The sequence below is a fragment of the Clostridium puniceum genome (assembly GCF_002006345.1).
Lineage (GTDB): Bacteria > Bacillota > Clostridia > Clostridiales > Clostridiaceae > Clostridium > Clostridium puniceum.
Genome location: NZ_LZZM01000153.1, coordinates 92810 through 118303 on the forward strand (window position 1 = coordinate 92810; position 25494 = coordinate 118303).

Genomic DNA, 25494 nt, shown 5'->3' on the forward strand with positions numbered 1-25494 from the left:
AATTCCATAGGAAAAGCATTAAGCGAAGAACTTTGTTATTGTATTAATAAACAAATAGGGGGAGTAGAAATAATGAAAAATAAAATAGTTATAATTGGAATGCCAGGAAGTGGAAAAACCACGATTGGGAAAATATTAGCAAAGGAATTGAATATAAAATTCTTTGATATGGATGAATATATTGTTAATAAAACAGGAAAAACAACTGTAAAGCTTTTTGAAAATGGGGAAGAATATTTTAGAGATATCGAATCAGAAACATGTAAAGAACTAGCAGAATATGATAATATATTAATTTCTACAGGTGGTGGAGTTATAAAAAGAAAAAAGAATGTTGATGTTTTAAGTAAAGAAGGATTGATAATTTTTCTTGATAGACCAGTTGATAATATTCTTGGTGATGTTGATGTTTCATTTAGACCACTTCTTAAAGATGGTAAAGAAAAATTATTAAAGTTATATGATGAAAGATACACACTTTACAATGAATATGCTGAGGAAATAGTTAAAAATGATAGTGATATTCGAGTAGTGATAGATAAGATTAAAGAAATAATAAAGTCTAATAAAAATGTAGAAATAAGCAATTAAGTTTCTATTTTAATGTTGATGTTTTATAGATATTCAAAATATAATATACACAATGAATATTGAAATTATATATAAAATATATTGATATACATTTAGTAGAATAGTAGGATAGTAGATTAAATAAATAAGAAAGTGTAGTAGTATAGGAGGAAACAAATAATGATAATTATAATGAAACCAAAAGCAAGTGAAGAAGAAATAGGAAAAGTTAAGGCAATAATTGAAGGAAAAGGATTAGAGGTTAATCTTTCTAGAGGAGACACATACTATATTATAGGTATTGTAGGAGATACGTCTGTAATAGATCCTAAAAAAATGCAAGTGCTCAAAGGTGTAGATAGAGTTATGAAAGTTCAAGAACCATTTAAGAAAGCAAATAGAATATTTAAACCTGAAAATACTGTGGTTGATGTTGAAGGATCAGTAATTGGTGGTAATCGCTTGGGAATAATGGCAGGACCATGTTCAGTTGAAAGTGAAGAGCAAATAATTAAAATTGCAAAAAGAGTAAAGGCAGCAGGTGCAAACTTTTTGAGAGGCGGAGCATTTAAGCCAAGAACTTCTCCATATAGTTTCCAAGGATTGGAATTAGATGGATTGAAACTTTTAAAAACAGCAAAACAAGAAACAGGATTACCAATAGTTACAGAACTTATGTCAACCAATTATATAGATACATTTGTTGAAGAAGTTGATGTTATCCAAATAGGTGCAAGAAATATGCAGAACTTTGATTTGTTAAAGCAAATTGGGAAAACTAATAAACCAATTTTATTAAAGAGAGGTTTAGCTGCAACTATAGAAGAATGGTTAATGTCAGCAGAATATATTATGGCTGGTGGAAATGAAAATGTAATTCTTTGTGAAAGAGGAATAAGAACATTTGAAACTATTACTAGAAATACATTAGATTTACAAGCAGTTCCAGTAATTAAGAAGCTATCACATCTACCTATAATTGTTGATCCAAGCCATGCAGGAGGATATGCTTACTTAGTTGAGCCTATGGCTAAAGCTGCAATTATGTCAGGTGCAGATGGACTTATGATAGAAGTACACAATGATCCAGAAAATGCATTAAGTGATGGACAGCAATCACTTACGCCAGACCAATTTGATACATTAATGGATAAAGTCAAAGCTGTAGCAAACATAGAAGGAAAAGAAATTTAATTTTAGGAGGCTATAAATATGAAAATTGTAGTTGTAGGCCTTGGCGTAATTGGTGGTTCATTTACTATGGCTTTAAAAGAAGCTGGATATGACGATGTTTGTGGGATAGATATTAATAAAGAAACATTAGAAAAGGCAATAAAGTTAGGACTGATTAAAGAAGGTTTTACTAGTGGAGAAGAGATTGTAAAAAGTGCAGATTTAATAATTATATCTTTATATCCAAGGTTAGTTAAACAGTTTATTGCTGATAACAAAGATAATTTTAAGGATGGAGCAGTAATAACAGATGCTACTGGAATTAAAAAAATGTTTATTGAGGATATAGTGAACATATTACCAGATAATATTGATTTTGTATTTGGACATCCGATGGCAGGTAGAGAAAAGAAGGGAATAGACTTTGCAACAAGTCAAGTTTTCAAGGGAGCTAACTATATTTTAACTCCAGTGGATAGAAATAAAGAAGAAAATCTAAAACTTATAGAGGATATAGTATATCGGATAGGTTTTAAGAGAGTTAGAAGGATAACACCTGAATATCATGATGAAATGATAGGTTTTACAAGTCAATTGCCACATGCATTGGCTGTTGCATTAGTGAATAGTGATGTTGAAGGAAGAGATACAGGAAGCTTTATTGGTGATAGTTATAGAGACTTAACTAGAATAGCAAATATTAATGAAGACTTATGGAGTGAACTTTTTCTTGGAAATAAAGAAAATTTACTTATAAGTATACAAGACTTTGAAAATGAATTAGACAAAATAAAACATGGAATAGAAAATAATGATAAAGAATGCCTAAAAGAATTGTTTATAAAATCCACAAAAAGACGCGAAAAGTTATAAAAAGTGTAATATTAATATAATAATTGAAAAGTTCTTTTGTTACTAGTAAATTAAAATTTTTAACTATATTTGATATGGTAAGTATTTGCTATTAAGTGTTATACTAATTTTAATAAATATATAGAAAGAAGGATTAATGTGATAAAAATAGTAGCTAAAAGTATAATTGAAGATGATAAAAAGGATACATATCTACAATTAGCAAAAGAATTAATTGAAAAGAGCAGAAAAGAAGAAGGATGTATTTCATATGGGTTATTTCAAGATATAAATAATGCGTCTGTATTTACCTTTATAGAAGAATGGAAAGATCAGAAAGCAATTGAAATACATAATAATAGCGAACATTTTAAAAGAATAGTTCCTTTGTTAGGAGAACTTAGAATAGGCAAAGGAGATGTAAATTTATATAAAGAAGTATAATAATTAAGGAATTAATTAGCTACATGTGTGTTTTGAAAGTTTCAAATGCTTTTGAGAATATACACATGTAGCTATTTTTAATATATATATAAATATTATAGAGTTTGACTCAAATTTTTGAGAATATAGTTACGAAATTGATTTGCAGATGGAGAAATATATTTATTTTTCATAGAAGCAAGATAAATATATCTTCTAATAATAGGATTGCTTATAGGTAAGGCTTTTACGTCAAAACTTTTGATTAAAGAGATATTAGGAATAATAGCAATACCATAGTCAACAGCAACTAAGCCTAAAACGGCAGTATCTTCTTCTACTTCGCATATTATTTTAGGATTTACATTAACTTTTTTAAATAAACCATCAATAAGAGGTCGAATACCACTTTCTTTATTAAAGTATACAAAAGGATATTCTGCAACATCTTTTAAATCAATGCTATCCAGCGAAGCTAATTCATGATTTTGTGAAACAATTAAAACTAGCTGTTCTTCTAATATAGGGATGAAATCAATATCTGGCTCATTGTCTACAAATGAACAGAAACCTATATCGAATTTTTCGTTTTTTAGTCCTGTAATAATGTTATGAGTAGTACCCTGATAAAGTGAAAATGAAATATTTTTATATGATTCATTGCTTAAAAAATCTTTGATTAGATTTGGCATAATATGAGCACCTAAGGTATAAATAAATCCCAAATCGATTACACCCATGGAAGGATTTGTTAAAGTATTTAATTTTTTTTCTCCGATTTCTAATTCATTAAGAGCATTATCAACATATTGTAAAAAAAAACGACCATATTTGGTTAAACGTATATTCCTACCTTCTTTTTCAAAAAGATAAGTGCCTAAATCTTTTTCTAAAGTTGAAATTGCATGACTTAAACTTGGCTGAGTAATTGATAATTCTTTAGCAGCTTGAGTATAATGTTCAAGTCTAGCCAAAACTCTAAAGTAGTATAAATGATTTAAATTCACAATTTATCAATCCTTTCTCTAAAGTGGTATTAAATTTATTATAACAATAACTATAGAAAAAATCTATTAATAAAGCGAAAAGAATGAATTTGTTTAATAGAATAATACATATTAAAATGAATGTATAAGAAAGAAACATATTTTTAATCAAATAAGTTAAATTTTAAACAAACAAGTTAAATTTTAAACAATAATAGCTAAATAAAATTTAATTAAGATAGAAAAATGTGAAAAGTAATGAGAAGAGAAACCTTAGTTACAATAAAATATTAGCACATACTAGGAGGAAAATTATGAGAAACAAATATCCAAATCTTTTATCATCGATTAGTATAAATGGAATGACATTAAGGAATAGAACAGTTATGCCACCTATTGGAAGTAACTTTGCAACGGTTAGTGCAGAAGTATCAGAAGAGATGATTAAGTATTATGAGTTGAGAGCAAAAGGTGGTACAGGACTTATTATTGTAGAAAATGCTTGCGTTGATTATCCTATGGGAACCAATGGAACAAAACAATGTAGAATTGATGATAATCAGTTTGTACCTGGATTTTACACATTAGTTGAAAGACTACATGCTTACGGAGCAATGGCTTCTGTTCAGCTTAACCATGCGGGAGCATCAGCATATGCAGCAAGATTAAATGGAGCACAAGCAGTTTCAGCATCAAACATTCCATCCAAAACAGGTGGAGCTATTCCAAGACCATTGACTCCAGAAGAAATGGAGGTTATTGCTAAAAAATATGGAGAAGCTGCAGTAAGAGCGCAGTTAGCAGGATTTGACTCAGTTGAAATTCATGCTGGACATTCATATCTTTTAAATCAGTTCCTTTCACCTTTGTTTAATAACAGAAAAGATGAATTTGGTGGAAGTGCTGAAAACAGAGCGCGATTCCCAAGAATGGTTATAGATGCAGTAAGAGAAGCTGTTGGACCTAGATTCCCAATTTCAATGAGAATAAGTGCTGATGATATGATTAAAGGTGGAAATACCCTTGAAGATTCTCTTGAACTACTTGAATACTTACAAGAAAAAATTGATTTTCTGAATATTTCTGTAGGACAAAATGACAATTTATACTTACAACATGACAAGATGAGCCTTCCAGAAGGATGGAGAAGCTATATGGCTAAGGCTGTAAAAGAAAAATTCAATAAGCCAGTAATTACTTCTGGAAATTTCCGTTCGCCAGAGGTCTGCGAAGAAACAATAGCAGTGGGCGACGCAGATCTTATTGCTATGGGTAGAGGTTTAATTGCAGAACCATACTGGGCTAATAAAGTTGCTAATGGCGAGGAACACCTTCTTAGAAGATGTATTTCTTGTAATATAGGATGCGCAGATCATCGTTTAGCAAAATCACAACCAATACGCTGCACAATCAATCCAGACCTTTTATTTGAAGATGCGTATAAAGAGAAACAAGTAAAGAAAACTGTTAATGTAGTAGTTATAGGTGGAGGTACTGCTGGATTAGAAGCTGCATGTTCTGCTGCAGAAGTTGGATGTAATGTAACATTATTTGAAGAGAAAGATAGATTGGGTGGATTAGCTTGGATGATAGGAACAGTACCTGCAAAGGGAAGAATCCATTATTTCGTAGAATATTTAGAGGATAGAGTAAAAGAACTTCCGAACTTAACTATAAAACTTAACACGAAAGCTACAAAGGAAGCAATAGAGGCAGTAAATCCTGATCTTATAGTAAATGCAACAGGTTCAAAACCACTTCTCCCTCCAATTCCAGGATTATTGGATAATGTAGATAAGGAAGGTGGAAAAATTAAATCAACATTTGGTTTCATTGAAAATATGGATGCTTTTGTCAAAGAAGATTGCTCTGGTAAAAAGGTTGTAGTAGTAGGTGGTGGAGCAGTAGGTCTTGATGTTGTAGAATTTTTTGCTGAAAAAGGTGCAGATATTTCAGATATTGAAATGATGCCTATAATAGGAAAGGACCTTGATACTAATACAAAACTTGATGTATATCACATGATGAAGGAAAATAATGTTAAGCAGCTTACAGGAACTGCACTTCAAGTTGTAAATGAAAGTTCATTTACAGTAAAGAATTCTGATGGTAGTATTGAAGATATAGACTTTGATTATGGATTTGTATGTCTTGGAATGAGAGCGGAAATATCTGAATTATCTAAAGTTCAAGAATATGCTGAAGAAAAAAATGTAAAACTTCTTAATATAGGAGATAGTGTAAGAGCAAGAAGGATAATATCAGGTACAGAAGAAGGTAGAAATGTATTAAAAACATTAGAAGTAATGGGTGCTTTTAGATAAAGTGAAACTCTGTATATTATGTCACCATTTAATTTAGATGGTGACAATTTTTCTGTGATTTTTCAAAATTTATAAATTTAATCTATAAATAAAATAAAAAAATCATATAGATAATATTGACAAAAATATAAAAAAAGGATATTATGATAAAAAGCAAAATAATTTAAAAGCTATGATTAAGAAGTAGTAAGAAAATAAGAAATTCCTCACAGAAAGCAACCGTTAAATGAGAGGTGCGTGGAAAGATTTTTCAGAATTCATCTTATAGCTGCCCTTTGAACTGATTTTTCTAAGTAGAAGGCGCCGGGAGCATCCGTTAAAAATGTAGAGTATTTATTTAGATACTTATAGAGTTTTGCAGCGTGAGTTGTTGATAAAATTAGGTGGTAACACGGTTATAATAAAACCGTCCTTTGAGATTTCAAAGGACGGTTTATTTTTTATAAATTACATGAATAAATAATAATAGAAGGAGCTGGATTAAAAAATGGAAAATAGTATAGTGAAAATTAAAGTGACAAAAAATGAAAATCTAAAGAATGAGGTTAATAAATATGCTAAATGCTTAGGTAGATGCACTATTGAGGATTGTATGAAGTGTCATGAAGTAGAACGAGGATGCCATGAATATTGGGCTATATCATGTAGAGATGCAGCAGTATAATTACTAAAGGAGAAAATAATGGACGACTATTACTTTTTTAGGGAAAGTATTAAAATTAATAGATTATGCATAAAAACTATCACTGTTCTTTAATTATAATAAAAATAAGAATTAGTGATAGTTTTTTGTTTTTATGGACTTCTTATGTTAATTTAATTATATTTGTTTATGTTCAAGAACAAAATTTTTGAAATTTTGAACAACAGGTGTCAGGTACTTATCTTTCATTACTGCTAAATAAAAATCTCTTTCAATTATAGGGTTTGTAATTTGAATAATCTTCAAGTTCATGGAATTAAGCATAGTCATATTAGGACAAATTGCAATACCGAAATTATTAGAAACTAATCCAGCAATTACTTGATCTTCTTCAACTTCATAAGCAATTTTTGGTGTTTTACCAATTTTTCTAAAGAGGTCGTCAATTACAGGTCTGAGTCCGCTTTTTTTTGTGAAAAGAATCTGAGGATAGGGGATTGTTTCAGCTAAATCTATTGTGTCTCGATGGGCAAGAGGATGATCAGTAGGAACAATTAAGACTAAATCTTGTTTGGCAATTGGTATAAACTCAATGCTCTGTTCTTCTTTAATTTTGGAGCAAAAAGCAAGATCATATTTCTTATTTTTTAGTCCGTCAATAATATCTCCGGTTACTCCAGTATAAAAGTGAAAGTTAATTGATTTTTCTGGATTATTTTGCAAGAATATTTTCGTAAGAAATGGGACAAAATCTGTTCCTAATGTACGGAGAAAGGCTAAATCTATTCTTCCTTCACCAGTACTTATCATTTTCAAGGTCCTTATATTTGAATCAAGGAGTTCTAAAGACTTATCCACATCAGATAAAAATATCTTTCCGCATTTTGTTAAAACAACATTTCTTCCTTCTTTTTCAAATAAAGAAACCCCTAATTCTTTTTCCAATACTGAGATAGCATGACTTAAGCTTGGTTGAGTAATCATTAATTTTTCTGCAGCTTTTGTATAATGTTCTAAATGTGCTAGAGTTACAAAATAACGTAAATGATATAAATTCAATTTGAAACCTCACCTTTCATAATAAATATATTATGTTGATGATTCAAATTATAGCAGGATATATATATAAAATCTATAGATTGTTAGGAAATTATCAATTTGTTTTTATAGAATTCACATAATATAATTAATATATAAATTCCAAATAAAATCGATTAAGAAATTGGATTCAAATTACGTAGAATTAGGAAATCTGCAGATAGAAGTACTGATAAAATAAATGATAATAATCAATAATTACTTAAAATTATAGATAAGATTGATTTTTAACGTTAAATAAATAGCAAGGAACCACTGATAAGATAAACTTTATATTTAGAAAAATTGTTATGTAACTGAATAGTAATGAAAACGAATTCTTAAATAAATACCAATTTATCTGGTGAAAGGGAGTATATATGATGAAGAATGAAACTTTAAAAAACACTTTCAAGGAAAAAAATGATAAATGTCCACCACTTACAATTAGCTCATGGACATTAGGAGATCAATGTAAATTTGAAGAAAGAGTTAAGGCAGCAAAAGAAGCGGGTTATGATGGAATAGGCCTTCGTGCTGAGACATATGTAGATGCATTAAACGAAGGTTTATTCGATTCTGATATTCTTGATATTCTAGAAAAATATAATATGAAAGTTACTGAAGTTGAATACATTACACTTTGGGCTGAAGATAATCGTTCTTATGAACAAAAATACAAAGAGCAGCTATGCTTCCATATGTGTGAATTATTTGATGTTCAACATATAAACATTGGATTAATGGAAAACTACAGTGTAGAACATACTGCACAAAAATTGAAGGAATTATGTCAAAGAGCTGGCAAATACATAATTGGTGTTGAACCAATGCCATACAGCGGTATTCCAGATATTAAAAAGGGTTGGGCTGTAGTTGAAGGATCTGGATGTGATAACGCTAAGCTTATTCTAGATACATGGCATTGGGTAAGAGCAAATCAGGCAAATGATGTTAAATTATTGGAAGGTATTCCAGCTGATAAATTTATATCTATCCAAATTAATGATGTTTATGAAAGACCTTACGCAAAATCTATCTTAAGAGATGAATCAATGCACGATAGACTTGCACCAGGTACTGGAATCAACGTAACAGAAGGGTTTGTTCGCATGATAAAAGAAAAAGGTATTAAACCTGCATGTATCGGCGTTGAAGTAATAAGTGATGCTATTTTAGCAAAAGGTGTTGCAGAAGCAGCTAAATACACATTTGATAATACTAAAAAAGTATTGGATAAAGCATGGCCAGAAGTATCGCCTGAAAAATAGTAATAAACGATATTTATTTAGATTTTGAAATAAACAAAAGATAAAATTGCTGTGAATTAAACTAACACTGAAAGGATGAATTATTGTATGAAATTTAAATCTATGTTTACACCAATAAAAATTGGTCCTATTACGGTTCCAAATCGTTTTGTAGTTCCGCCAATGGGTAACAACTTTGCAAATACAGATGGTACTATGAGTGATAGATCGTTAGCTTACTATAAAGAACGTGCAATTGGTGGTTTTGGATTAATAACGTTTGAAGCAACTGTAGCTTATAAGAAAGCAAAAGGCGGGGCACGTAAGCCATGTTTATTTGATGATAGTACTATAGACAGCTTCAAACGCGTTATAGATGCTTGTCATGAAGAAGGAGCAAAAATATCTATCCAACTTCAACATGCAGGGCCAGATGGTAATACAAAAACTGCTGGATATCCAATAAATGCTGCTTCGGCAATTCCTTCAAAATGTGGAAAGGATACTCCAATCCCTATGCCTACTGAAGAAATCCATGAAGTTATTGAAGCTTTTGGAGATGCAGCAGTACGTGCTAAAAAAGCTGGAGCTGATGCAGTAGAAGTTCATTGTGCACATGGATATTTTATTAGTAGTTTTCTTTCGCCAAGAACTAATAAACGTGTAGATGAATTTGGAGGCTGTTTTGAAAATAGAATGCGTCTTCCTCGTCTGATTATTGAAAATATTCGTAAAAAATTAGGAGATTCAATAGCAATTATTTGCCGTATAAATAGTTCAGATGAAGTTGAAGGTGGAATTGATGTCCATGACAGTGCAGCTATAGCAGCTTATTTAGAAGATTGCGGAGTTGATTGTCTTCATGTATCGCGTGCAGTACATATTCGCGATGAATATATGTGGGCACCTACAGCAATACATGGAGGATTTAGTGCAGAACTAGTTACAGAAATTAAGCGTGCTGTTAATATACCTGTTATTGCTATTGGACGTTTTACAGAACCACATTATGCAGAATTATTAGTTCGTCAAGGACGTTGTGATTTAGTAGCATTTGGACGTCAAAGTATAGCAGATCCACATATGCCTAAAAAAGCGGGAGAAGATCGTTTAAGTGAGATGGCACCATGTATTGCTTGTTTACAAGGTTGTGTTCCATATATGTATAAAGGAGAACCAATAAATTGTCTTGTTAACCCATTAGTTGGTCGTGAAGCAGAATTAAAATTAGCTGAAAAACCTAAGAAAGTAATAGTAGTTGGTGGCGGAGTTGGTGGAATGCTCGCTGCTTGGTTATCAGCTTATAGAGGTCACGATGTAACATTGCTTGAAGCAACTGACACACTTGGTGGACAAATGCGTTTAGCTGCTTATCCTCCAGGAAAAGGAGATATCACAAATCTTGTACGTAGTTATATTACTAAATGTGAAAAGTACGGCGTAAAAATTAAATTAAATACAAAAGTGACTCCTGAAATTATAGCTAATGAAGCGCCAGATGTAGCAATCCTAGCTACTGGAGCAATACCACTTGTACTTCCTATTCCAGGAATAGAAGATTCAGGATTAATTCATGCAGTTGATCTTCTTGATGGAAGGGAATCATGTGGTAAAAAAGTTCTTGTTGTTGGTGGAGGAATGGTTGGCTGTGAAACAGCAGATTTCTTAGGCGAAATCGGACATGATGTTACTGTAATTGAGCTTCGTGATGAAGTAGGTGCTGATGTAATTTCAGAACATCGTAAATTATTAATGAAGAATTTTGAAGAATATAAAATTAAAGCTATTACTGAAGCAAAAGTATCTGGATTTTTTGCAGATGGTGTATCGTACACATCACTAGATGGTGTAGAACATCGTATTGAAGGCTTTGACTCAGTAGTTCTTGCAATGGGAGCACGTAATTATGACCCATTAAGCGAGAAGGTTAAAGAAATTGTAAAAGAAACTTATGTTATTGGTGATGCGACAAGAGCAAGAAGAGCATTAGATGCAACAAAAGAAGCTTTAGATGTGGCATTAAGTATATAATTTTCTGCCTAAATTATAATATTATACAATACAGTTGAGTACATTCTTAATAATGAATTTAAGGATATTAATAATAGGATTGGATTTATGATTCAATCCTATTATTAAGGTATAATACTCAATTGATTTATTATGGAGTAAAAAGTTAAAAAATTAACGAGAAAAGCAATGTTAGGTTTATTGTCTAGATATATAAAATCTAGAGTTAATTAATAAAACATGTTCATCAAATGAAAAATTGGGAGGAGAAAAGAAATGAATAATAAAAAATATTATCCAACGGCCCTAGCTTTATATTTTACATACTTTATACACGGTATTGGTGTATCTATCCTTGGACAATACAAACAAAATTTTGCAGGTGCATGGGGTGCAGACAAATTAGCTAATGGTAGTTTTGATGTAAGTATGGTGCTTGCAGTTACTGCAGCCTTAGGATTAGGTCGTTTAATTACACTTCCTTTTTCAGGACCTATTTCAGATAAATTCGGAAGAAGAATTTCTGGATTAATAGGTATAGCTTTTTATGTAGCATATTTTGTAGGTATTGCGTTAGCGCCAAATATGTATGTTGCTTATGCATTTGCACTACTTGGTGGAGCAGCGAACTCATTTATAGATGTATGTATTGTTCCATCATGTTTAGAAATTTTTGTGGAATCTGGTAATGCAGCTACTATGTTTACAAAATTTTCAATATCAGTAGGGCAATTTTTACTTCCATTTATGATAGGTTTTGTTGCAGCAAATCAGATGTCATATAAAACTATTTTCTTTGTAACTGCTGTATTGCTTATTATAACTGCTGTTCTAATTGCAATTATGCCATTCCCACAAATGAACAGCGGAGCTAAGAATGGAAATAATGGGGCTGAAATCAAGCAAGAGAAAATGAAGTTTACAGCAACAAGTATTGCTATTATACTTATCGGATTTACATGTACATCTACATTCCAATTATGGTTAAACTGTAATCAAGAATTAGGTAAATTATACGGTGTAGCTAATCCAAGCCAAATTCAATCATATTATGCAATAGGATCAATGGCTGCAGTATTAGTAACAGCACCGCTTATTAAAAACTTTATTAAACCAGTTAAAATTCTTGTTATTTATCCTGCGATTTCTACACTTATGTTATTAGTTTTATATTTTGTACAATCGCCAACAATGGTTTTAGTAGGTGGATTTGTACTTGGATTCGCAGCAGCAGGTGGTGTACTTCAGTTAGCAACAGCAACAGCAAACGCTATATTCCCAACAAATAAAGGTAAGATTACTTCTATAGTTATGATTTCATCTAGTGTAGCAAACTATGTTATTTTAAATATTGCTAGCGTGCTTACAAAAAGTGGTGGGGTACAAGGACCAAAATATGTACTTTTATTGAATGTAGGAATTACTGTCATTGGTATTTTACTTGCAGTGTTTGTGAACAAACAATTCACAAAAGAAGCAATACAATAATAATAAAATAATCCTTCAAATAAATTTAATTGAATTTAATGATAATTGTTTTTAGTTTAAGGTTGAAAGAGAAATGTTAAGTTGCAGACTAGTTGTTGCATATATTAAATATTTTCATAAAATAGAAAAATTATTTGGAAATTCAATTATCAAAGGTTTGAGTAAAAAGCTTTCATATTTTAATTATGGATAAGAAGTAAGAACAATCCATTATCTAATTATAATGCGAGGATTATGCGAAGAAATGTAGAGGGGATTAAAAGATTAATATTTAACCTTTATCATATTTCAGTTTTAATCGTATTACAAAGTAGATATGATGTAAAAAAATATTGCCCAAATATTACAATAAACGCAAAATCTTAAATTAGTAAGGTAATATAGATTTAATTAAAATTGGGGGGAGAATAATGGAACAAACAAGCATAAGTAAATTAGAAGATAAACCAACAAACAGACGATGGTTTGTATTATTTTTAGTTTGTATAATAACTTTTATAAATTATTTAGATAGAGCTAATATTTCTGTGGCTGCACCATTCATATCTAAGGATTTAGGATTTGATGCTGCTAAAATGGGATTAATATTTTCAGCTATGAGTTGGACATATACTTGCGTTCAAATCCCTTGTGGCTGGATTCTTGAGCGTTTGGGACCTAGAATAGTATATGGAATTGCTCTTTTTGGATGGTCTGCATTTACAGGAGCTATGTCTCTTACCTATAATTTTGCCAGTATGATTTTTTGTCGTCTTGGACTTGGTTTTTTTGAAGCTCCAGCTTTTCCGGCAAATGGTCGTATTGTTACTGCATGGTTTCCGTCTAAAGAACGTGGATTAGCAATTGGTGCCTATACTGGAGCTGAGTATGTAGGACTTGCATTATGTACTCCGATTTTGACATGGCTTCTAGTAACTTTTGGATGGAAATATATTTTTATAGCTACTGGTTTAATAGGTATTGTATTTACATTTTTTTGGATTACTCATTATAATGATCCAGCTAAATCAAAGGGTGTTAATCAAGCAGAGATTGATCTAATTAAAGATGGTGGTGGTCTTTCTGATACGATTGCAGAAAAAAATAAAGTTAAATGGAGTCAAGTGAAATACCTTTTTACAAGCCGCCAGTTATGGGGAATGTATATAGGTGGATTTGCTAATACAGCTATATTATTCTTTTTTATGACATGGTTTCCATCTTATCTTGTTACAGAAAAACACATGGCTATGTTAAAAATGGGAATTTACGGAGCATTGCCATATATGGCAGCAATTGCGGGAGTTTTATTCGCTGGTAGATGGTCGGATTGGATGATTTCTAAAGAATATGGAATGGGAATGTCACGTAAACTTCCTGTTATTATTGGTTTGTTACTGTCTGCTGTTATTATGGCTGCTAACTATACTGATGATATTGCACTTGTTATCGTATTTATGTGTATAGCCTTCTTTGGACAAGGAATGGCATCAACTATCTCTTGGGCATTGTTGTCTGAAATAATGCCTAAACAATTAGTTGGATTATGTGGTTCGGTTTATAACTTTGTGGCTAATATGGGAGGAGCCTTATCTCCTGCTATAGTTGGTTATTTAATTGCTAAAACTGGGTCCTATGCTTCAGCATTGGTGTTTGTTTCTGCTATGGGTATTTTAGGAGCTTTTTCCTACATATTTATTATTGGAAAACCTAAGCGCATTGAAATTTCTGACTAATTTAACTTATGTTTTAAAGCTACATAATTGTGAATAACTTATTCATAGAATATATCTATTGATAATAATAAAATAATTAATTGGAATATTGTTATGAATAGACATATTATATAATTATGCAGATATTATTATAAATATAAATTTATTAAATATATAAGATTTTGAATTTTAAGGAGAGATGAAAAATGGAAAGACGTATTACAGGATATACTACATTAATAGGGTTGTTAGCAACTCCCATAAAACATACTAATTCACCTAAAATGCATAATGAAGCATTTTCATATTTAGGACTTGATTACGCATATCTTGCTTTTGAAGTGGGAAATGATGAACTAGAAACAGCAGTAAATGGATTAAAAGCTATAAAAGCACGTGGATGCAATGTTTCAATGCCTAATAAAACAGTTATTCACAAATATTTAGATAAGCTTTCTCCAGCAGCAGAACTTGCAGGTGCAGTTAATACTGTTGTTAATGATGATGGTGTTTTAACTGGACATATCACAGATGGAATTGGATTTATGACTTCATTAAAGGATAGCGGTATTGATGTTATTGGTAAAAAGATGACTATAGGTGGAGCTGGTGGAGCTGCAACAGCAATTCAAGTTCAAGCAGCTTTAGATGGTGTAGTTGAAATGTCTATATTCAATGTAAAAGATAAATTCTGGGATAGAGCAGAAGAAACAGTTAAAAAATTAAATGAAAAAACAAATTGTAAAGTTAAGTTATTTGATTTAGCAGATACTGATGCTTTAAGAAAAGAAATAGAATCAAGTTACCTTTTTGTTAATGCTACAGGAGTTGGAATGAAACCATTAGAAGGACAAATGGTAATTCCAGATGAAACATATCTACGTCCTGACTTAATTGTAGCTGATACAGTTTATATACCACACGTAACTAAATTATTAGAAACAGCTGATAAAGTAGGGTGTAAATGGATTAATGGTGATGGTATGATGTTATACCAAGGAGCAGAAGCGTTTAAATTATTTACTGGAAAAGAAATGCCTATAGAACATATGAAAGAATTTTTAAACATTAAATAATATTTAAAGCAGATTTATAAAATAAATAAAGCTCATATAAGTTGCGATAATCAAGCTATATTGCAGTGGAATTAAGTTAGAATTATAATATAGTAATAAAATATTTATTGCAGCTTATATAACATGTAAAGTTTTAAAATTTGTTATTTTAAAGTATTTGTATGGAAAGACATATAAAACTTGTTTTAATGTACACAATATGAAATGGTACTGCTAATAGATAGGAAGTGTATAATTTTGTCTAGAAAAGAATTGATAAAACGTTATATTTTGTTTACTGTAGGATTATTTATTATGGCAATGGGGATTACCCTTATGGTAAAAGCACAACTTGGAACATCTCCAATATCCTCAATGCCTTATATAGTAAACTTAAAGTTTACAGATATTTCCTTGGGAGTATTTACTATTTTATGGAATATGATTTTAATAGTTTCTCAAATACTTATTTTACGGAAAAAGTTTCAAATATTTCAACTTTTACAGATTCCTTTATCATTCATATTTGGAAGTTTTGTTGATTTTACAAGATATATTCTAAGTGGTATTTCGGTATATAGCTATATATCTTGTATTATATTATTGTTTTTAGGATGTTTCGTACTAGCATTGGGTGTAAGCTTTACGGTTTTAGCGGATGTTATTATGAATTCTGGTGAAGCATTTGTACAAGCAATTGCAATTAAGACTGGAAAAGATTTTAGTTCTATAAAAGTTGTATTTGATATTTTGCTTGTTGTTTTATCAATGATTGCATCTTTGGTATTTTTTCACAAAGTTGTAGGAGTACGAGAAGGAACAATTATTACAGCTATAATTTCTGGATTTATTATCAGATTTTATAATAAAAAATTGTCATTTATTATTGACATATTTGTTGCTGACAAAAATTATGAAACAGTGAATTAATAGAAATTCTACTAATTTCTTATTTATTTGTTGCTATAAAAACTAGAGTTATTTATAAAATTAATACATAATTATAATACTTGCATGTGCATATTTAGAAACATTAGGAGGATAATCATGAAAAAAACAGTAAAAGTTAGAGATATTATAATTGGAGAAGGAATTCCTAAAATTTGTGTTCCAATAGTTGGAAGAACAAAGGAAGAACTTATGGAAGAAGTTAATTCATTAAAAAATATTAGTTTAGATGTTGTTGAATGGCGTGTTGATTTTTATGAAAATGTAGAAGAGATAGAAAGAGTTAAAGAAGTACTTGAAGATTTAAGAAGACTTCTTTTAAATACACCTATATTATTTACATTCCGTAGTAAAAAAGAAGGTGGAGAAAAAGAAGTATCTGTGGACTATTATGCACAATTAAACAAAGAAATTGCATCAACTACATTAGTTGATTTAATTGATGTGGAACTTTTCACTGGTGATGAAGTGGTTAAAGATATAGTTGCTTCTGCACGAGCTTCTGGAGTTAAGGTTATAATGTCAAATCATGATTTCTTTAAAACTCCAACTCAAGAAGAAATTGTATCACGTTTAAGAAAAATGCAAGAATTAAAAGCTGATTTACCTAAAATTGCAGTAATGCCTCAAAATCAAAGTGATGTATTAGTTTTACTTTCGGCTACAAATGAAATGGTTCAAAATTATGCTGAAGGTCCAATAATTACAATGTCTATGGCTGGTACTGGGGTTATAAGCCGTTTAGCAGGTGAAGTATTTGGTTCAGCATTAACATTTGGAGCAGCTAATAAGGCCTCAGCACCTGGACAAATAGCAGTGACTGATTTACGTACAGTACTTAATATTTTACACAATAGTGTTAAATAATTGATATTTTCTTTGATTTATGCATAATTAATATATCAATTATTTTAATAATGTATATGTTGTGAAACTTTAATGCAAATCTATTAGCTAAAGGCATAATTAAGTATTCACTTGTTTTGAGACAAATTCAATATTTTTATGTGCTAAAAGTATATATTTTAGGTGTGTGGAACTAAGTCTTAGGATACTAGTGTGTTAAATATGTTGTAAAAAAATGTAATGATAGAATAGAAGTAAAAATATAATGTTAATAGCACACTTATTGAAAGATAAGGTCGCAAAGCTATGAGTCTAAGGAAAATCTTATTTTCTATGATTGTCAGGTTGCCAGAATGTATTTATAATAAATTTTGTGTTTTGTTTTGGTGTCCATAATCATATGGGCACTTTTTTGTTACTAAGGAAAGTTGAATTGCAGAAATAATATTTTATTTATTTAAAGTTAGAAATTCTGATTTATAAAACACTTTATTCAAATAATGAATTTCACTATACATTTCTAAATTTCCTGATTATTTATAAGAAAATTTAAAAGATATGAATAGATTAAAAAAATTAAAAAATACTTAAAAATCACAATTTAGTAAAATAAAGAATTATAGGAACTATGAGAGTAGCAAATAGTGATAGGGGGAAAATTATGAAAAGTATAAAAACAAAATTAATAGTGTTTTTAGGCTTATTATTAGGAATTATATGTATAGGATTAGGTGTAATTTCATTTGTGAATTCATCAAATGCATTAAGATCAAATTTAGGAAAGACTTTACCAAAGATTGCAGAACAAACTGCAAGCAATGTTTCGGGAAGACTTGAAGGTCAGTTAAAATCATTAGAAACTATTGCAGAAAGACCAGAAATAAGTGATCCTAATATTGCAACAGAAAGCAAGATACCAATTCTTTCAAATGAAGCAAAAAGAATGGGAAGTATTAGATTAGAATTTGTAGATTTAAACGGAGATATTAAAAAAACCGATGGATCCATTGCTAATGTTAAAGAAAGAGCGTATTTAAAAAATGCATTGTTGGGAAAAAGTAATGTATCTGACCCAATAGTAAGTAACACTGGCGGAGATTTAGTAGTTGTATATGCAGTTCCCGTCAAATATGATAATCAAATTATAGGTGCATTGATAGAGACGAGAGATGGTAATTATTTAAGTGAATTAACCAATCAACTTAAAGTTGGACAAACTGGTTATGCATTTATGATTAGAAAAGATGGTACAAATATTGCTAGCACTGATAAGAGCAAGGTTATTGATATGTATAATCCAGTTGAAGAAGTTAAAAAAGATCCTAGATTACAGGAGTTAGCAGATATTGAAATAAAAATGGGAGCTGGTGAAACAGGAATAGGTAAATATACTTTTGGTGGAGTGGACAAATACGTAGGTTATGCACCTGTTGGTGGAACTGAATGGTCTGTAGGTGTTATAGTAACACAAGGTGAAATATTATCAGAACTATCTAGTTTAAAATTTTCAGTTATAATATCTTCTATAATATTTATATTAATTGGAAGTGGGATGGTATATATAATTGCTAATAATATATCTAATGGTGTAAAATTAACTTCAAAACATTTGAAATTGTTGGCAGAAGGAAACTTGAGTGAGGAAGTTCCAATTAAATACTTGAATCAAAAAGATGAAGTTGGAGAAATGACTAATTCAATGAAATTAATGCAGCAATCATTGGGAACAATGATAAAGCGGGTAAAAGAAAATTCTTCAAATATTAATACGCAATCAGAGAATTTATCAACTATATCAGAAGAAATAGCAAGTGTATCACAAAATGTTACCGAAGCAATATCTGAAATTGCAAGAGGGACAAGCGATCAATCAGAAGAGTTAATACATATAGCAGAAATTCTTAATGAATTTAGTGATAAGTTATCAAAAATGGTTAAAGAAATACAAGCAGTAGATTCGAATTCTAGAGAGATAAGTATAATGGCAAATGGAAGCAGTAGCGAAATGAATGGATTAAATCAATCAGTAACAAATGTGAGTAAGTCATTTAAATTATTTTATAGTAAAATCAATGCACTTGGAAAGAATGTAAATAAAATAAATGAAATTACTAATTTAATAAATGATGTAGCAGATCAAACAAATTTATTAGCCTTAAATGCAGCTATAGAAGCAGCAAGAGCAGGAGAAGCAGGAAAAGGTTTTGCAGTAGTTGCAGATGAAATTAGGCAGCTTGCTGAACAATCAAAAGAGTCATCGGAAAATATTAGTGAACTAATAAGTGGAATATCTAAAGAAACTGATATTATAGTTGAAGATTCTGTTAATATGGACCAAGAATTAATAAATCAAGTTAATGTTATAGAAAATTCAATAATATCTTTTAAAAAAATTATAGAAGCAGTTGATGAAGTAATTCCTAAAATTGAAATTGTTAAAAATTCAGCAGAGAATATAGAAAGTGATAAAAATTCTATTGTGACAAAAATAGATGGATTATCTTCTATTTCAGTTGAAGTTTCAGCATCAGCGGAGGAAATTTCAGCATCGTCAGAAGAAATGAATGCTTCAACAGAAGAAGTAGCATCAGCAGCACAAATACTTAATAGTATGATGAATGAAATGATTGAAGAAGTTGATAAATTTAAAGTCTAATATTTGAATCTAGCCTTAATTTAAGGCTGGAATAATATATATAACAATTAATAAAAGAATGAAGAAATCTTGTAATGAAAGAGTATTGATTAAAAAAATTCGATACTCTTTTGTTTTGCAAATTAATTATATTATATTGAATTTTAAGAAAATATATAATTTTATTATAATGCATAGAACAAATGAATGAATTAATAGAAACAATCTATTGGTTAAAAGCGACAATTTTTGATATAATAACTTAAAAGAATGTTAATAAATAAACAAACTTTAATTGAAATAAAGTTGCTGTTAAAAAAATAAGTCAGTTATATGCAAACTTTTTAATCAAAATATATATTTAGGGGAGTGTAAAATGTTCAAGAATGACTACTTTAAAACTGCAATAGGAATATACATAAATTATTGGATGCTAGGAATGGTTCTTATTTTACTTTCATCAAATATGGGCTTTGTAACAACACAATTTAATACAGATATAGCAGGTATTACTTTTTTAATTTCTATAGAAGGTTTAACGCGTTCAGCAACAGTATATATTAGTGGATGGTTATCAGACAGATTGGGAAGAAAACCAATTCTATGCTTATCACCATTTTTTGAAGTAATATTTTTAATTGGTATACCTTTTGCACCAGGTTATGGAATTGCAATTCTATTATCAGTATTTGCAGGTTTATCTCATGCGTTTGTGGATTCAGCTAGTTATCCTTCATTAATAGAGTGTTTTCCCAAAACACCAGGAACAGCAACTGTTGTAATAAAGGCATTCATAGCAATTGGTGGTATAACACTACCATTAATAATAGGATTTTTTGTGAATAGAGGAATGTTTTATGGATATACATTTTTCTTAGTTGCTGCAATATACTTGGTAAATGGTATGTTTTTACTTACTAGAAAATTTCCTAAAGCAAATCAAATAGAAGTATCTGATGATGGAAAGCAAATAACTAGAACAGAATTTAATGTGGAACCAGTATTGATAAAAGAAGGTTTAGCGCTTATAATAATAGGATTTACATCTAATGCTATATTTACTGGATTTCAAATATGGATGCCCACTTTTGGCCAAAAAATTGTAGGAATGACTCAAATAAGTTCTTTAAAATTAATAACTTATTATAGTATAGGAGCGCTTGTTTCAGTATTCATATTAGCAAAGCTTTTACAAAAAACCGTAAAACCTGTATTAGTTTTAGTTATCTATCCGATAATAGGAATAATTTCTCTTGTGTTATTATTATTATTAAAGACAGAAACAGCTGCAACAATAGGTTTCATTTTTATAGGATTATCATCAGCAGGAGTATTACAAATGGCTCAAACTGCAATGGGAGAGCTATTTTGGAAAAATAAAGGTGCAACAATGGCAATGGTTTCAACAGCAGGAGGTATAGCATCAGCAGTTATTCCAGCATTCACAGGTTTGATACTGAGATATTCTGATATTTTACATGTATTTTATTTTATGATGATTATTTTTGTAATTGGTATAGCAGCTGCAATTTTTGTTAAATCAAGATACGATAAAATTACTAAAAAGTAAGAACATTATACATGAAATATAATTAGGTATTAAATAAGTTATATGTAAGCTACATTAAAATATTGGATTATGATAAACAAAAAATAGAGAATGCAATTTATTCTACTTAAAGGCAGAAAATAATTTTGTGGATTAGCAAAAGGATTTTCTGCCTTTTGTATTTTTATTATTTGTAATATATAAGTTTAAGCAGAATTATATTAAAGTTACTAAAAATTTGTTACCTTTTAAAAGATTGAAATAATTTAAAAGTAATGATTAATTTAGAATATTAATTAAAGTGAAAATTTCCATAAAACAATAATTTAAATAAAATTATTAATAATATACATATAATAGCAAAATATCAAGAGAATATTTATATAAAAATAGATAAGTTTTAATATAAATTCTTTGTTTAATATTGTAACTATTAATAAAAAATGATATTCTATATATGAGTAAAGATTAACGTTAACCTAAAAAATAACGAAGGACAAGTATATTTTAACCTAAAAACATGATATTAAATATAAGGAGGCTTATTATGGCTGGTATTTCACTTAAAAATATAGTAAAAACTTATCCTGGAGATGTAACCGTTGTAAAAGGATTGGATTTAGAGATTGAGGATAAGGAGTTTGTTGTTCTTGTAGGACCATCAGGATGTGGTAAATCTACTACTTTAAGAATGATAGCAGGTCTGGAAGATATAACTGGTGGAGAACTATATATTGGAGACAGATTAGTTAACGAAGTTTCACCCAAGGATAGAGATATTGCAATGGTTTTTCAAAATTATGCACTATACCCTCATATGACTGTATATAAAAATATAGGTTTTGGATTGAATTTACGTAAAATAGATAAAAAAGTGATAGATCAAAAAACTAAAGAAGTTGCTAAAATTTTAGATATTGAGCATTTATTAAATCGTAAACCTAAAGAACTCTCAGGAGGACAAAGACAACGTGTGGCTTTAGGACGAGCAATGGTTCGTGAGCCATCTGTTTTTCTTTTAGATGAACCACTTTCGAATTTAGATGCAAAATTACGTGCAGAGATGAGAAGAGAAATAATAAAGCTACATAGGACATTAGATATTACTTTTGTATATGTTACTCATGATCAAACTGAAGCAATGACGATGGGAGATACCATAGTTGTTATGAAAGATGGATATATACAACAAGCAGATACGCCTATAGCTTTATATAATTCACCATGTAATCTATTTGTTGCTGGATTTATTGGATCACCACAAATGAATTTCATTGAATCCACTATTGAAAAAAGAAATGAAAATTATTATGTTAACTTTAAAGAATATAGTATTTTAATTCCTCAAAGTAAGTGTGCAAAAGAATTATTAGAATCATATGTTGAAAAAAATATAGTTCTTGGTATTAGACCAGAACATATTCATATAGAAAAAGATTTTTTAGAAAAACACAAAGAAAATGTAATTAATACTGAAGTAGTTATTCATGAATTAATGGGTGCTGAAGTATATTTGCATGTTAATTGCAATGGGCTAAAAATTACAGTGCGTACTTCAACAAGCAACGTTGCAGAGCCTGGTGAATCAGTTAGGTTAGCAATTGATGCTGAAAAAATTCATCTATTTGATAAAGAAACAGAAAAAACTATTTGCAATTAATTTCGAAGGTATTAAATTTTGAGATTATAAAAAATATATAAAAGGATGAGTTTTAATCCTGCTCTTTTGTTTTCGTAGAAAAATTAATTTTAAAAGGGCGTTGATTTTCTAATTATTTAGCCTTTTATATATCAATTTCACCTGATTTTGATAGGTGAGTAGTTTGTTTATGGAGATGTATTATGAAAATGTTTTTTTTAGATTACAATAAAGAAGGGGCTGGTGTGCCAAAAGATGCACCGCCTAAAGAAGGGCTTGTCTTATTTTTTGATTTATTTGCTAGAGAGTTTACATCACTTATAAAATTAAACATATTTTTTATACTTAGTTGCGTTCCAATTATTACAATTGGTCCAGCTATTGGTGCTATGACCGCTGTAACAATTAGAATGGTACAGGATGAGCCTTCTGATTTGTTTTATGATTTTAGAGAAGCGTTTAAGAAGAATTGGAAATACTCTTTCATGAGTGGAATTTTAGCTGTTACATTTATGTTTGTTTTATGGTGGATAATGAAATTTTATATGCATTCAGATGGTGTGATTTATAATTTGATGATTTCCTTTACAGTTGTAATTATTGTCTTGTTAGGGGTTTCATGTATATATGTATATCCTATGATTGTAAAGGTAGACTTACCATTAAGAACAATTTTAAAAAATGCATTTTTATTAGGTATTGCTTATATAAAACATTCTTTTCCGACATTTTTATTGTGTGTAGCAATATTTGAGGGAAGTATTTTATTTATTCCATTTACTTTACCGATTATTTTGTTATTTACGTTTTCATTCATTAGCTTTATAAGCAGTTTTTGTGCTTGGCCAGGCATAAAAAAATATATAATAGGAGATGCAAATGGCTATAATAGCGATAAAAAAGCTGTTTGAAACTATGTTCTTTAAATGAGTTATAAAAAGGTGATTAAAATATATTCAGAGTTATTGACAATAAATAGTTTACCATATATACTAAAAGTGGTTAAACGTTAACTTAAAAGAAAAGGGGTATGTAAAATGAAAGTACGTAAACAATTAGCATTATTGCTTGCTGGAGCATTAACAGTGGGATCTTTAACTGGTTGTGGTGGAAACGCTAACACTGGAAGTACTGGAGATAAAGGAAAAACACTTACTGTATTAACTCATAGAACTGATATGGATGCAACATTTAAAAAATATAAAGAAGAATTTGAAGCATCACATGCTGGAGTTACAGTTAATTTTGAATCAGTGAATGATTATCAAAATACTTTGAGTACTAGAATGGGTACAGAAGACTATGGTGATGTTTTAATGATGCCTGCCAATATTACTAAAAACCAATATAAAGATTTTTATGAACCAATAGGAACTAATGATGAACTTAAGGGTAAATATGGTTTTCTTGATAATGCAAATGTAGAGGGAACAATTTATGGTTTATCAACTGGTGCAAACGCTAATGGGTATGTGTATAACGAAAAAGTTTTAAAGGATGCTGGAATTACAAAAACACCAACAACACCAGAGGAATTTCAAGTTGCATTAAAAGCTATAAAAGAAAAGGAGCCTGATGTAGTTCCTTTATATACTAACTATCATGATGATTGGGCTTTAACTAACTGGAGCAATGCGCAACAAATTGAGATTTCTGGAGATATAGATTACATGAATAAGATGGTTTATAGTAAAGAAGCATTTGCGCCAGGTTCTCCGACTTATACATCGTTAAAGATTTTATATGATTCAGTAGCTAATAAATATGTTGAAAAAGATCCAATGACATCTGATTGGGAAAAATCAAAACAAGATTTAGCAGACGGCAAAATTGGAATAATGAGCTTAGGATCATGGGCAGTAGGTCAAATTAAAGCTAAATCTAAGACGCCTGAAAATATCAAATTTATGGGAGCACCTGCATTACATGATGGCAAACAATATGTGCAAATTGCTTCAGATTATATGATGGGTGTAAATATTCATAGTAAAAATAAAGACATTGCAAAGGACTTTGTAAAATATTTTGTAGAAAAATATCCAAATGATTCTGAAATGATTTCTTCTATTGTTGGTGCGAAATTACCAGATTATTTATCAGGAGCATCTAACTTAGAATTAGTGCAAGCTAAGATGGGTACTACACAAAGTACAATTGATTTAGATAAAGTACAAAAAGAATCATTAATTAATCTTAATGATAGTAAATGGGTTAAAACTATAATTGAAATTGGATTAGGTAATGGTAAACAAACTTTTGAAGAGTATATGGCTTCATTAAATAAGAGCTGGGCTTCTGGAGTAGATTCGATTAGTAAGTAATATTTTAATGT

The 25494-nt window shown here is 29.8% G+C and carries 20 protein-coding genes and 1 riboswitch; of the genes, 18 read left to right on the forward strand and 2 right to left on the reverse strand.

The window, feature by feature from the left end:
• The first annotated feature begins 72 nt into the window (after positions 1–72).
• The 4 genes from CLPUN_RS12050 (at position 73) to CLPUN_RS12065 (ending at position 3039) form a co-directional block, all read left to right on the forward strand.
• Positions 73–591: a shikimate kinase gene (locus tag CLPUN_RS12050; RefSeq protein ID WP_077847524.1), complete on the forward strand. Its 519-nt coding sequence runs from the start codon at positions 73–75 to the stop codon at positions 589–591.
• A 159-nt stretch (positions 592–750) separates the two neighbouring features.
• Positions 751–1764: a 3-deoxy-7-phosphoheptulonate synthase gene (gene aroF, locus CLPUN_RS12055; RefSeq protein ID WP_077847525.1), complete on the forward strand. Its 1014-nt coding sequence runs from the start codon at positions 751–753 to the stop codon at positions 1762–1764.
• Positions 1765–1782: 18 nt separating this feature from the next.
• Positions 1783–2616: a prephenate dehydrogenase gene (locus tag CLPUN_RS12060; protein ID WP_077847526.1), complete on the forward strand. Its 834-nt coding sequence runs from the start codon at positions 1783–1785 to the stop codon at positions 2614–2616.
• 138 nt (positions 2617–2754) lie between these two features.
• Positions 2755–3039, forward strand: a complete 285-nt coding sequence (locus CLPUN_RS12065; RefSeq protein WP_077847527.1) for a putative quinol monooxygenase — start codon at positions 2755–2757, stop codon at positions 3037–3039.
• 95 nt (positions 3040–3134) lie between these two features.
• Here the strand turns inward: CLPUN_RS12065 and CLPUN_RS12070 are convergent, their stop codons facing one another.
• Positions 3135–4025, reverse strand: a complete 891-nt coding sequence (locus tag CLPUN_RS12070; RefSeq protein WP_077847528.1) for a LysR family transcriptional regulator — start codon at positions 4023–4025, stop codon at positions 3135–3137.
• Positions 4026–4318: 293 nt separating this feature from the next.
• Here CLPUN_RS12070 and CLPUN_RS12075 point away from each other — a divergent pair, with 293 nt between their 5' ends.
• Positions 4319–6328 carry an oxidoreductase gene (locus tag CLPUN_RS12075; RefSeq protein ID WP_077847529.1) on the forward strand — a complete coding sequence of 670 codons (2010 nt, stop codon included), beginning with the start codon at positions 4319–4321 and terminating at the stop codon, positions 6326–6328.
• A gap of 487 nt (positions 6329–6815) precedes the next feature.
• Positions 6816–6992, forward strand: coding sequence for a hypothetical protein (locus tag CLPUN_RS28060; protein ID WP_198944325.1), 177 nt, complete (start codon positions 6816–6818; stop codon positions 6990–6992).
• Positions 6993–7148: 156 nt separating this feature from the next.
• Here the strand turns inward: CLPUN_RS28060 and CLPUN_RS12080 are convergent, their stop codons facing one another.
• Positions 7149–8030 (reverse strand): LysR family transcriptional regulator, encoded by an 882-nt coding sequence (locus CLPUN_RS12080; protein WP_077847530.1) that lies wholly within the window; start codon positions 8028–8030, stop codon positions 7149–7151.
• A 401-nt stretch (positions 8031–8431) separates the two neighbouring features.
• Here CLPUN_RS12080 and CLPUN_RS12085 point away from each other — a divergent pair, with 401 nt between their 5' ends.
• The 12 genes from CLPUN_RS12085 (at position 8432) to CLPUN_RS12140 (ending at position 25483) form a co-directional block, all read left to right on the forward strand.
• The gene (locus CLPUN_RS12085; protein ID WP_077847531.1) at positions 8432–9319 is read left to right on the forward strand and encodes a sugar phosphate isomerase/epimerase family protein; all 888 of its coding nucleotides are present in this window, start codon (positions 8432–8434) and stop codon (positions 9317–9319) included.
• Positions 9320–9406: 87 nt separating this feature from the next.
• Positions 9407–11329 carry an oxidoreductase gene (locus CLPUN_RS12090; protein ID WP_077847532.1) on the forward strand — a complete coding sequence of 641 codons (1923 nt, stop codon included), beginning with the start codon at positions 9407–9409 and terminating at the stop codon, positions 11327–11329.
• A gap of 255 nt (positions 11330–11584) precedes the next feature.
• Positions 11585–12796 (forward strand): MFS transporter, encoded by a 1212-nt coding sequence (locus tag CLPUN_RS12095; protein ID WP_077847533.1) that lies wholly within the window; start codon positions 11585–11587, stop codon positions 12794–12796.
• Between the two features lie 410 nt (positions 12797–13206).
• Positions 13207–14511 (forward strand): MFS transporter, encoded by a 1305-nt coding sequence (locus tag CLPUN_RS12100; RefSeq protein ID WP_077847534.1) that lies wholly within the window; start codon positions 13207–13209, stop codon positions 14509–14511.
• 185 nt (positions 14512–14696) lie between these two features.
• Positions 14697–15566, forward strand: coding sequence for a shikimate dehydrogenase (locus CLPUN_RS12105; RefSeq protein ID WP_077847535.1), 870 nt, complete (start codon positions 14697–14699; stop codon positions 15564–15566).
• A gap of 237 nt (positions 15567–15803) precedes the next feature.
• A complete protein-coding gene (locus tag CLPUN_RS12110) occupies positions 15804–16475 on the forward strand; it encodes a YczE/YyaS/YitT family protein (RefSeq protein ID WP_077847536.1) in 672 nt (223 codons plus the stop codon).
• A gap of 117 nt (positions 16476–16592) precedes the next feature.
• A complete protein-coding gene (gene aroD, locus CLPUN_RS12115; protein WP_077847537.1) occupies positions 16593–17360 on the forward strand; it encodes a type I 3-dehydroquinate dehydratase in 768 nt (255 codons plus the stop codon).
• 242 nt (positions 17361–17602) lie between these two features.
• A riboswitch (cyclic di-GMP riboswitch) is annotated at positions 17603–17692 on the forward strand.
• A 308-nt stretch (positions 17693–18000) separates the two neighbouring features.
• Complete coding sequence (locus CLPUN_RS12120) at positions 18001–19995, forward strand: methyl-accepting chemotaxis protein (protein WP_077847538.1); 1995 nt, start codon at positions 18001–18003, stop codon at positions 19993–19995.
• A gap of 355 nt (positions 19996–20350) precedes the next feature.
• Entirely contained in the window at positions 20351–21544 is a 1194-nt protein-coding gene (locus tag CLPUN_RS12125) for an MFS transporter (RefSeq protein ID WP_077847539.1), read from the forward strand.
• Positions 21545–22070: 526 nt separating this feature from the next.
• Positions 22071–23183, forward strand: coding sequence for an ABC transporter ATP-binding protein (locus tag CLPUN_RS12130; protein ID WP_077847540.1), 1113 nt, complete (start codon positions 22071–22073; stop codon positions 23181–23183).
• 182 nt (positions 23184–23365) lie between these two features.
• On the forward strand, positions 23366–24073 hold the full coding sequence (locus CLPUN_RS12135) for a YesL family protein (RefSeq protein ID WP_077847541.1): 708 nt from the start codon (positions 23366–23368) through the stop codon (positions 24071–24073).
• 126 nt (positions 24074–24199) lie between these two features.
• Positions 24200–25483 (forward strand): ABC transporter substrate-binding protein, encoded by a 1284-nt coding sequence (locus CLPUN_RS12140; protein WP_077847542.1) that lies wholly within the window; start codon positions 24200–24202, stop codon positions 25481–25483.
• The last annotated feature ends 11 nt before the right edge of the window (positions 25484–25494 follow it).

What these genes read in the sequence shown, in the direction of transcription:
- CLPUN_RS12050 (WP_077847524.1), top strand. Translation starts at nt 73, where the DNA reads ATGAAAAATAAAATAGTTATAATTGGAATGCCAGGAAGTGGAAAAACC.
- aroF (WP_077847525.1), top strand. Translation starts at nt 751, where the DNA reads ATGATAATTATAATGAAACCAAAAGCAAGTGAAGAAGAAATAGGAAAA.
- CLPUN_RS12060 (WP_077847526.1), top strand. Translation starts at nt 1,783, where the DNA reads ATGAAAATTGTAGTTGTAGGCCTTGGCGTAATTGGTGGTTCATTTACT.
- CLPUN_RS12075 (WP_077847529.1), top strand. Translation starts at nt 4,319, where the DNA reads ATGAGAAACAAATATCCAAATCTTTTATCATCGATTAGTATAAATGGA.
- CLPUN_RS28060 (WP_198944325.1), top strand. Translation starts at nt 6,816, where the DNA reads ATGGAAAATAGTATAGTGAAAATTAAAGTGACAAAAAATGAAAATCTA.
- CLPUN_RS12085 (WP_077847531.1), top strand. Translation starts at nt 8,432, where the DNA reads ATGAAGAATGAAACTTTAAAAAACACTTTCAAGGAAAAAAATGATAAA.
- CLPUN_RS12090 (WP_077847532.1), top strand. Translation starts at nt 9,407, where the DNA reads ATGAAATTTAAATCTATGTTTACACCAATAAAAATTGGTCCTATTACG.
- CLPUN_RS12095 (WP_077847533.1), top strand. Translation starts at nt 11,585, where the DNA reads ATGAATAATAAAAAATATTATCCAACGGCCCTAGCTTTATATTTTACA.
- CLPUN_RS12100 (WP_077847534.1), top strand. Translation starts at nt 13,207, where the DNA reads ATGGAACAAACAAGCATAAGTAAATTAGAAGATAAACCAACAAACAGA.
- CLPUN_RS12105 (WP_077847535.1), top strand. Translation starts at nt 14,697, where the DNA reads ATGGAAAGACGTATTACAGGATATACTACATTAATAGGGTTGTTAGCA.
- aroD (WP_077847537.1), top strand. Translation starts at nt 16,593, where the DNA reads ATGAAAAAAACAGTAAAAGTTAGAGATATTATAATTGGAGAAGGAATT.
- CLPUN_RS12120 (WP_077847538.1), top strand. Translation starts at nt 18,001, where the DNA reads ATGAAAAGTATAAAAACAAAATTAATAGTGTTTTTAGGCTTATTATTA.
- CLPUN_RS12125 (WP_077847539.1), top strand. Translation starts at nt 20,351, where the DNA reads ATGTTCAAGAATGACTACTTTAAAACTGCAATAGGAATATACATAAAT.
- CLPUN_RS12130 (WP_077847540.1), top strand. Translation starts at nt 22,071, where the DNA reads ATGGCTGGTATTTCACTTAAAAATATAGTAAAAACTTATCCTGGAGAT.
- CLPUN_RS12135 (WP_077847541.1), top strand. Translation starts at nt 23,366, where the DNA reads ATGAAAATGTTTTTTTTAGATTACAATAAAGAAGGGGCTGGTGTGCCA.
- CLPUN_RS12140 (WP_077847542.1), top strand. Translation starts at nt 24,200, where the DNA reads ATGAAAGTACGTAAACAATTAGCATTATTGCTTGCTGGAGCATTAACA.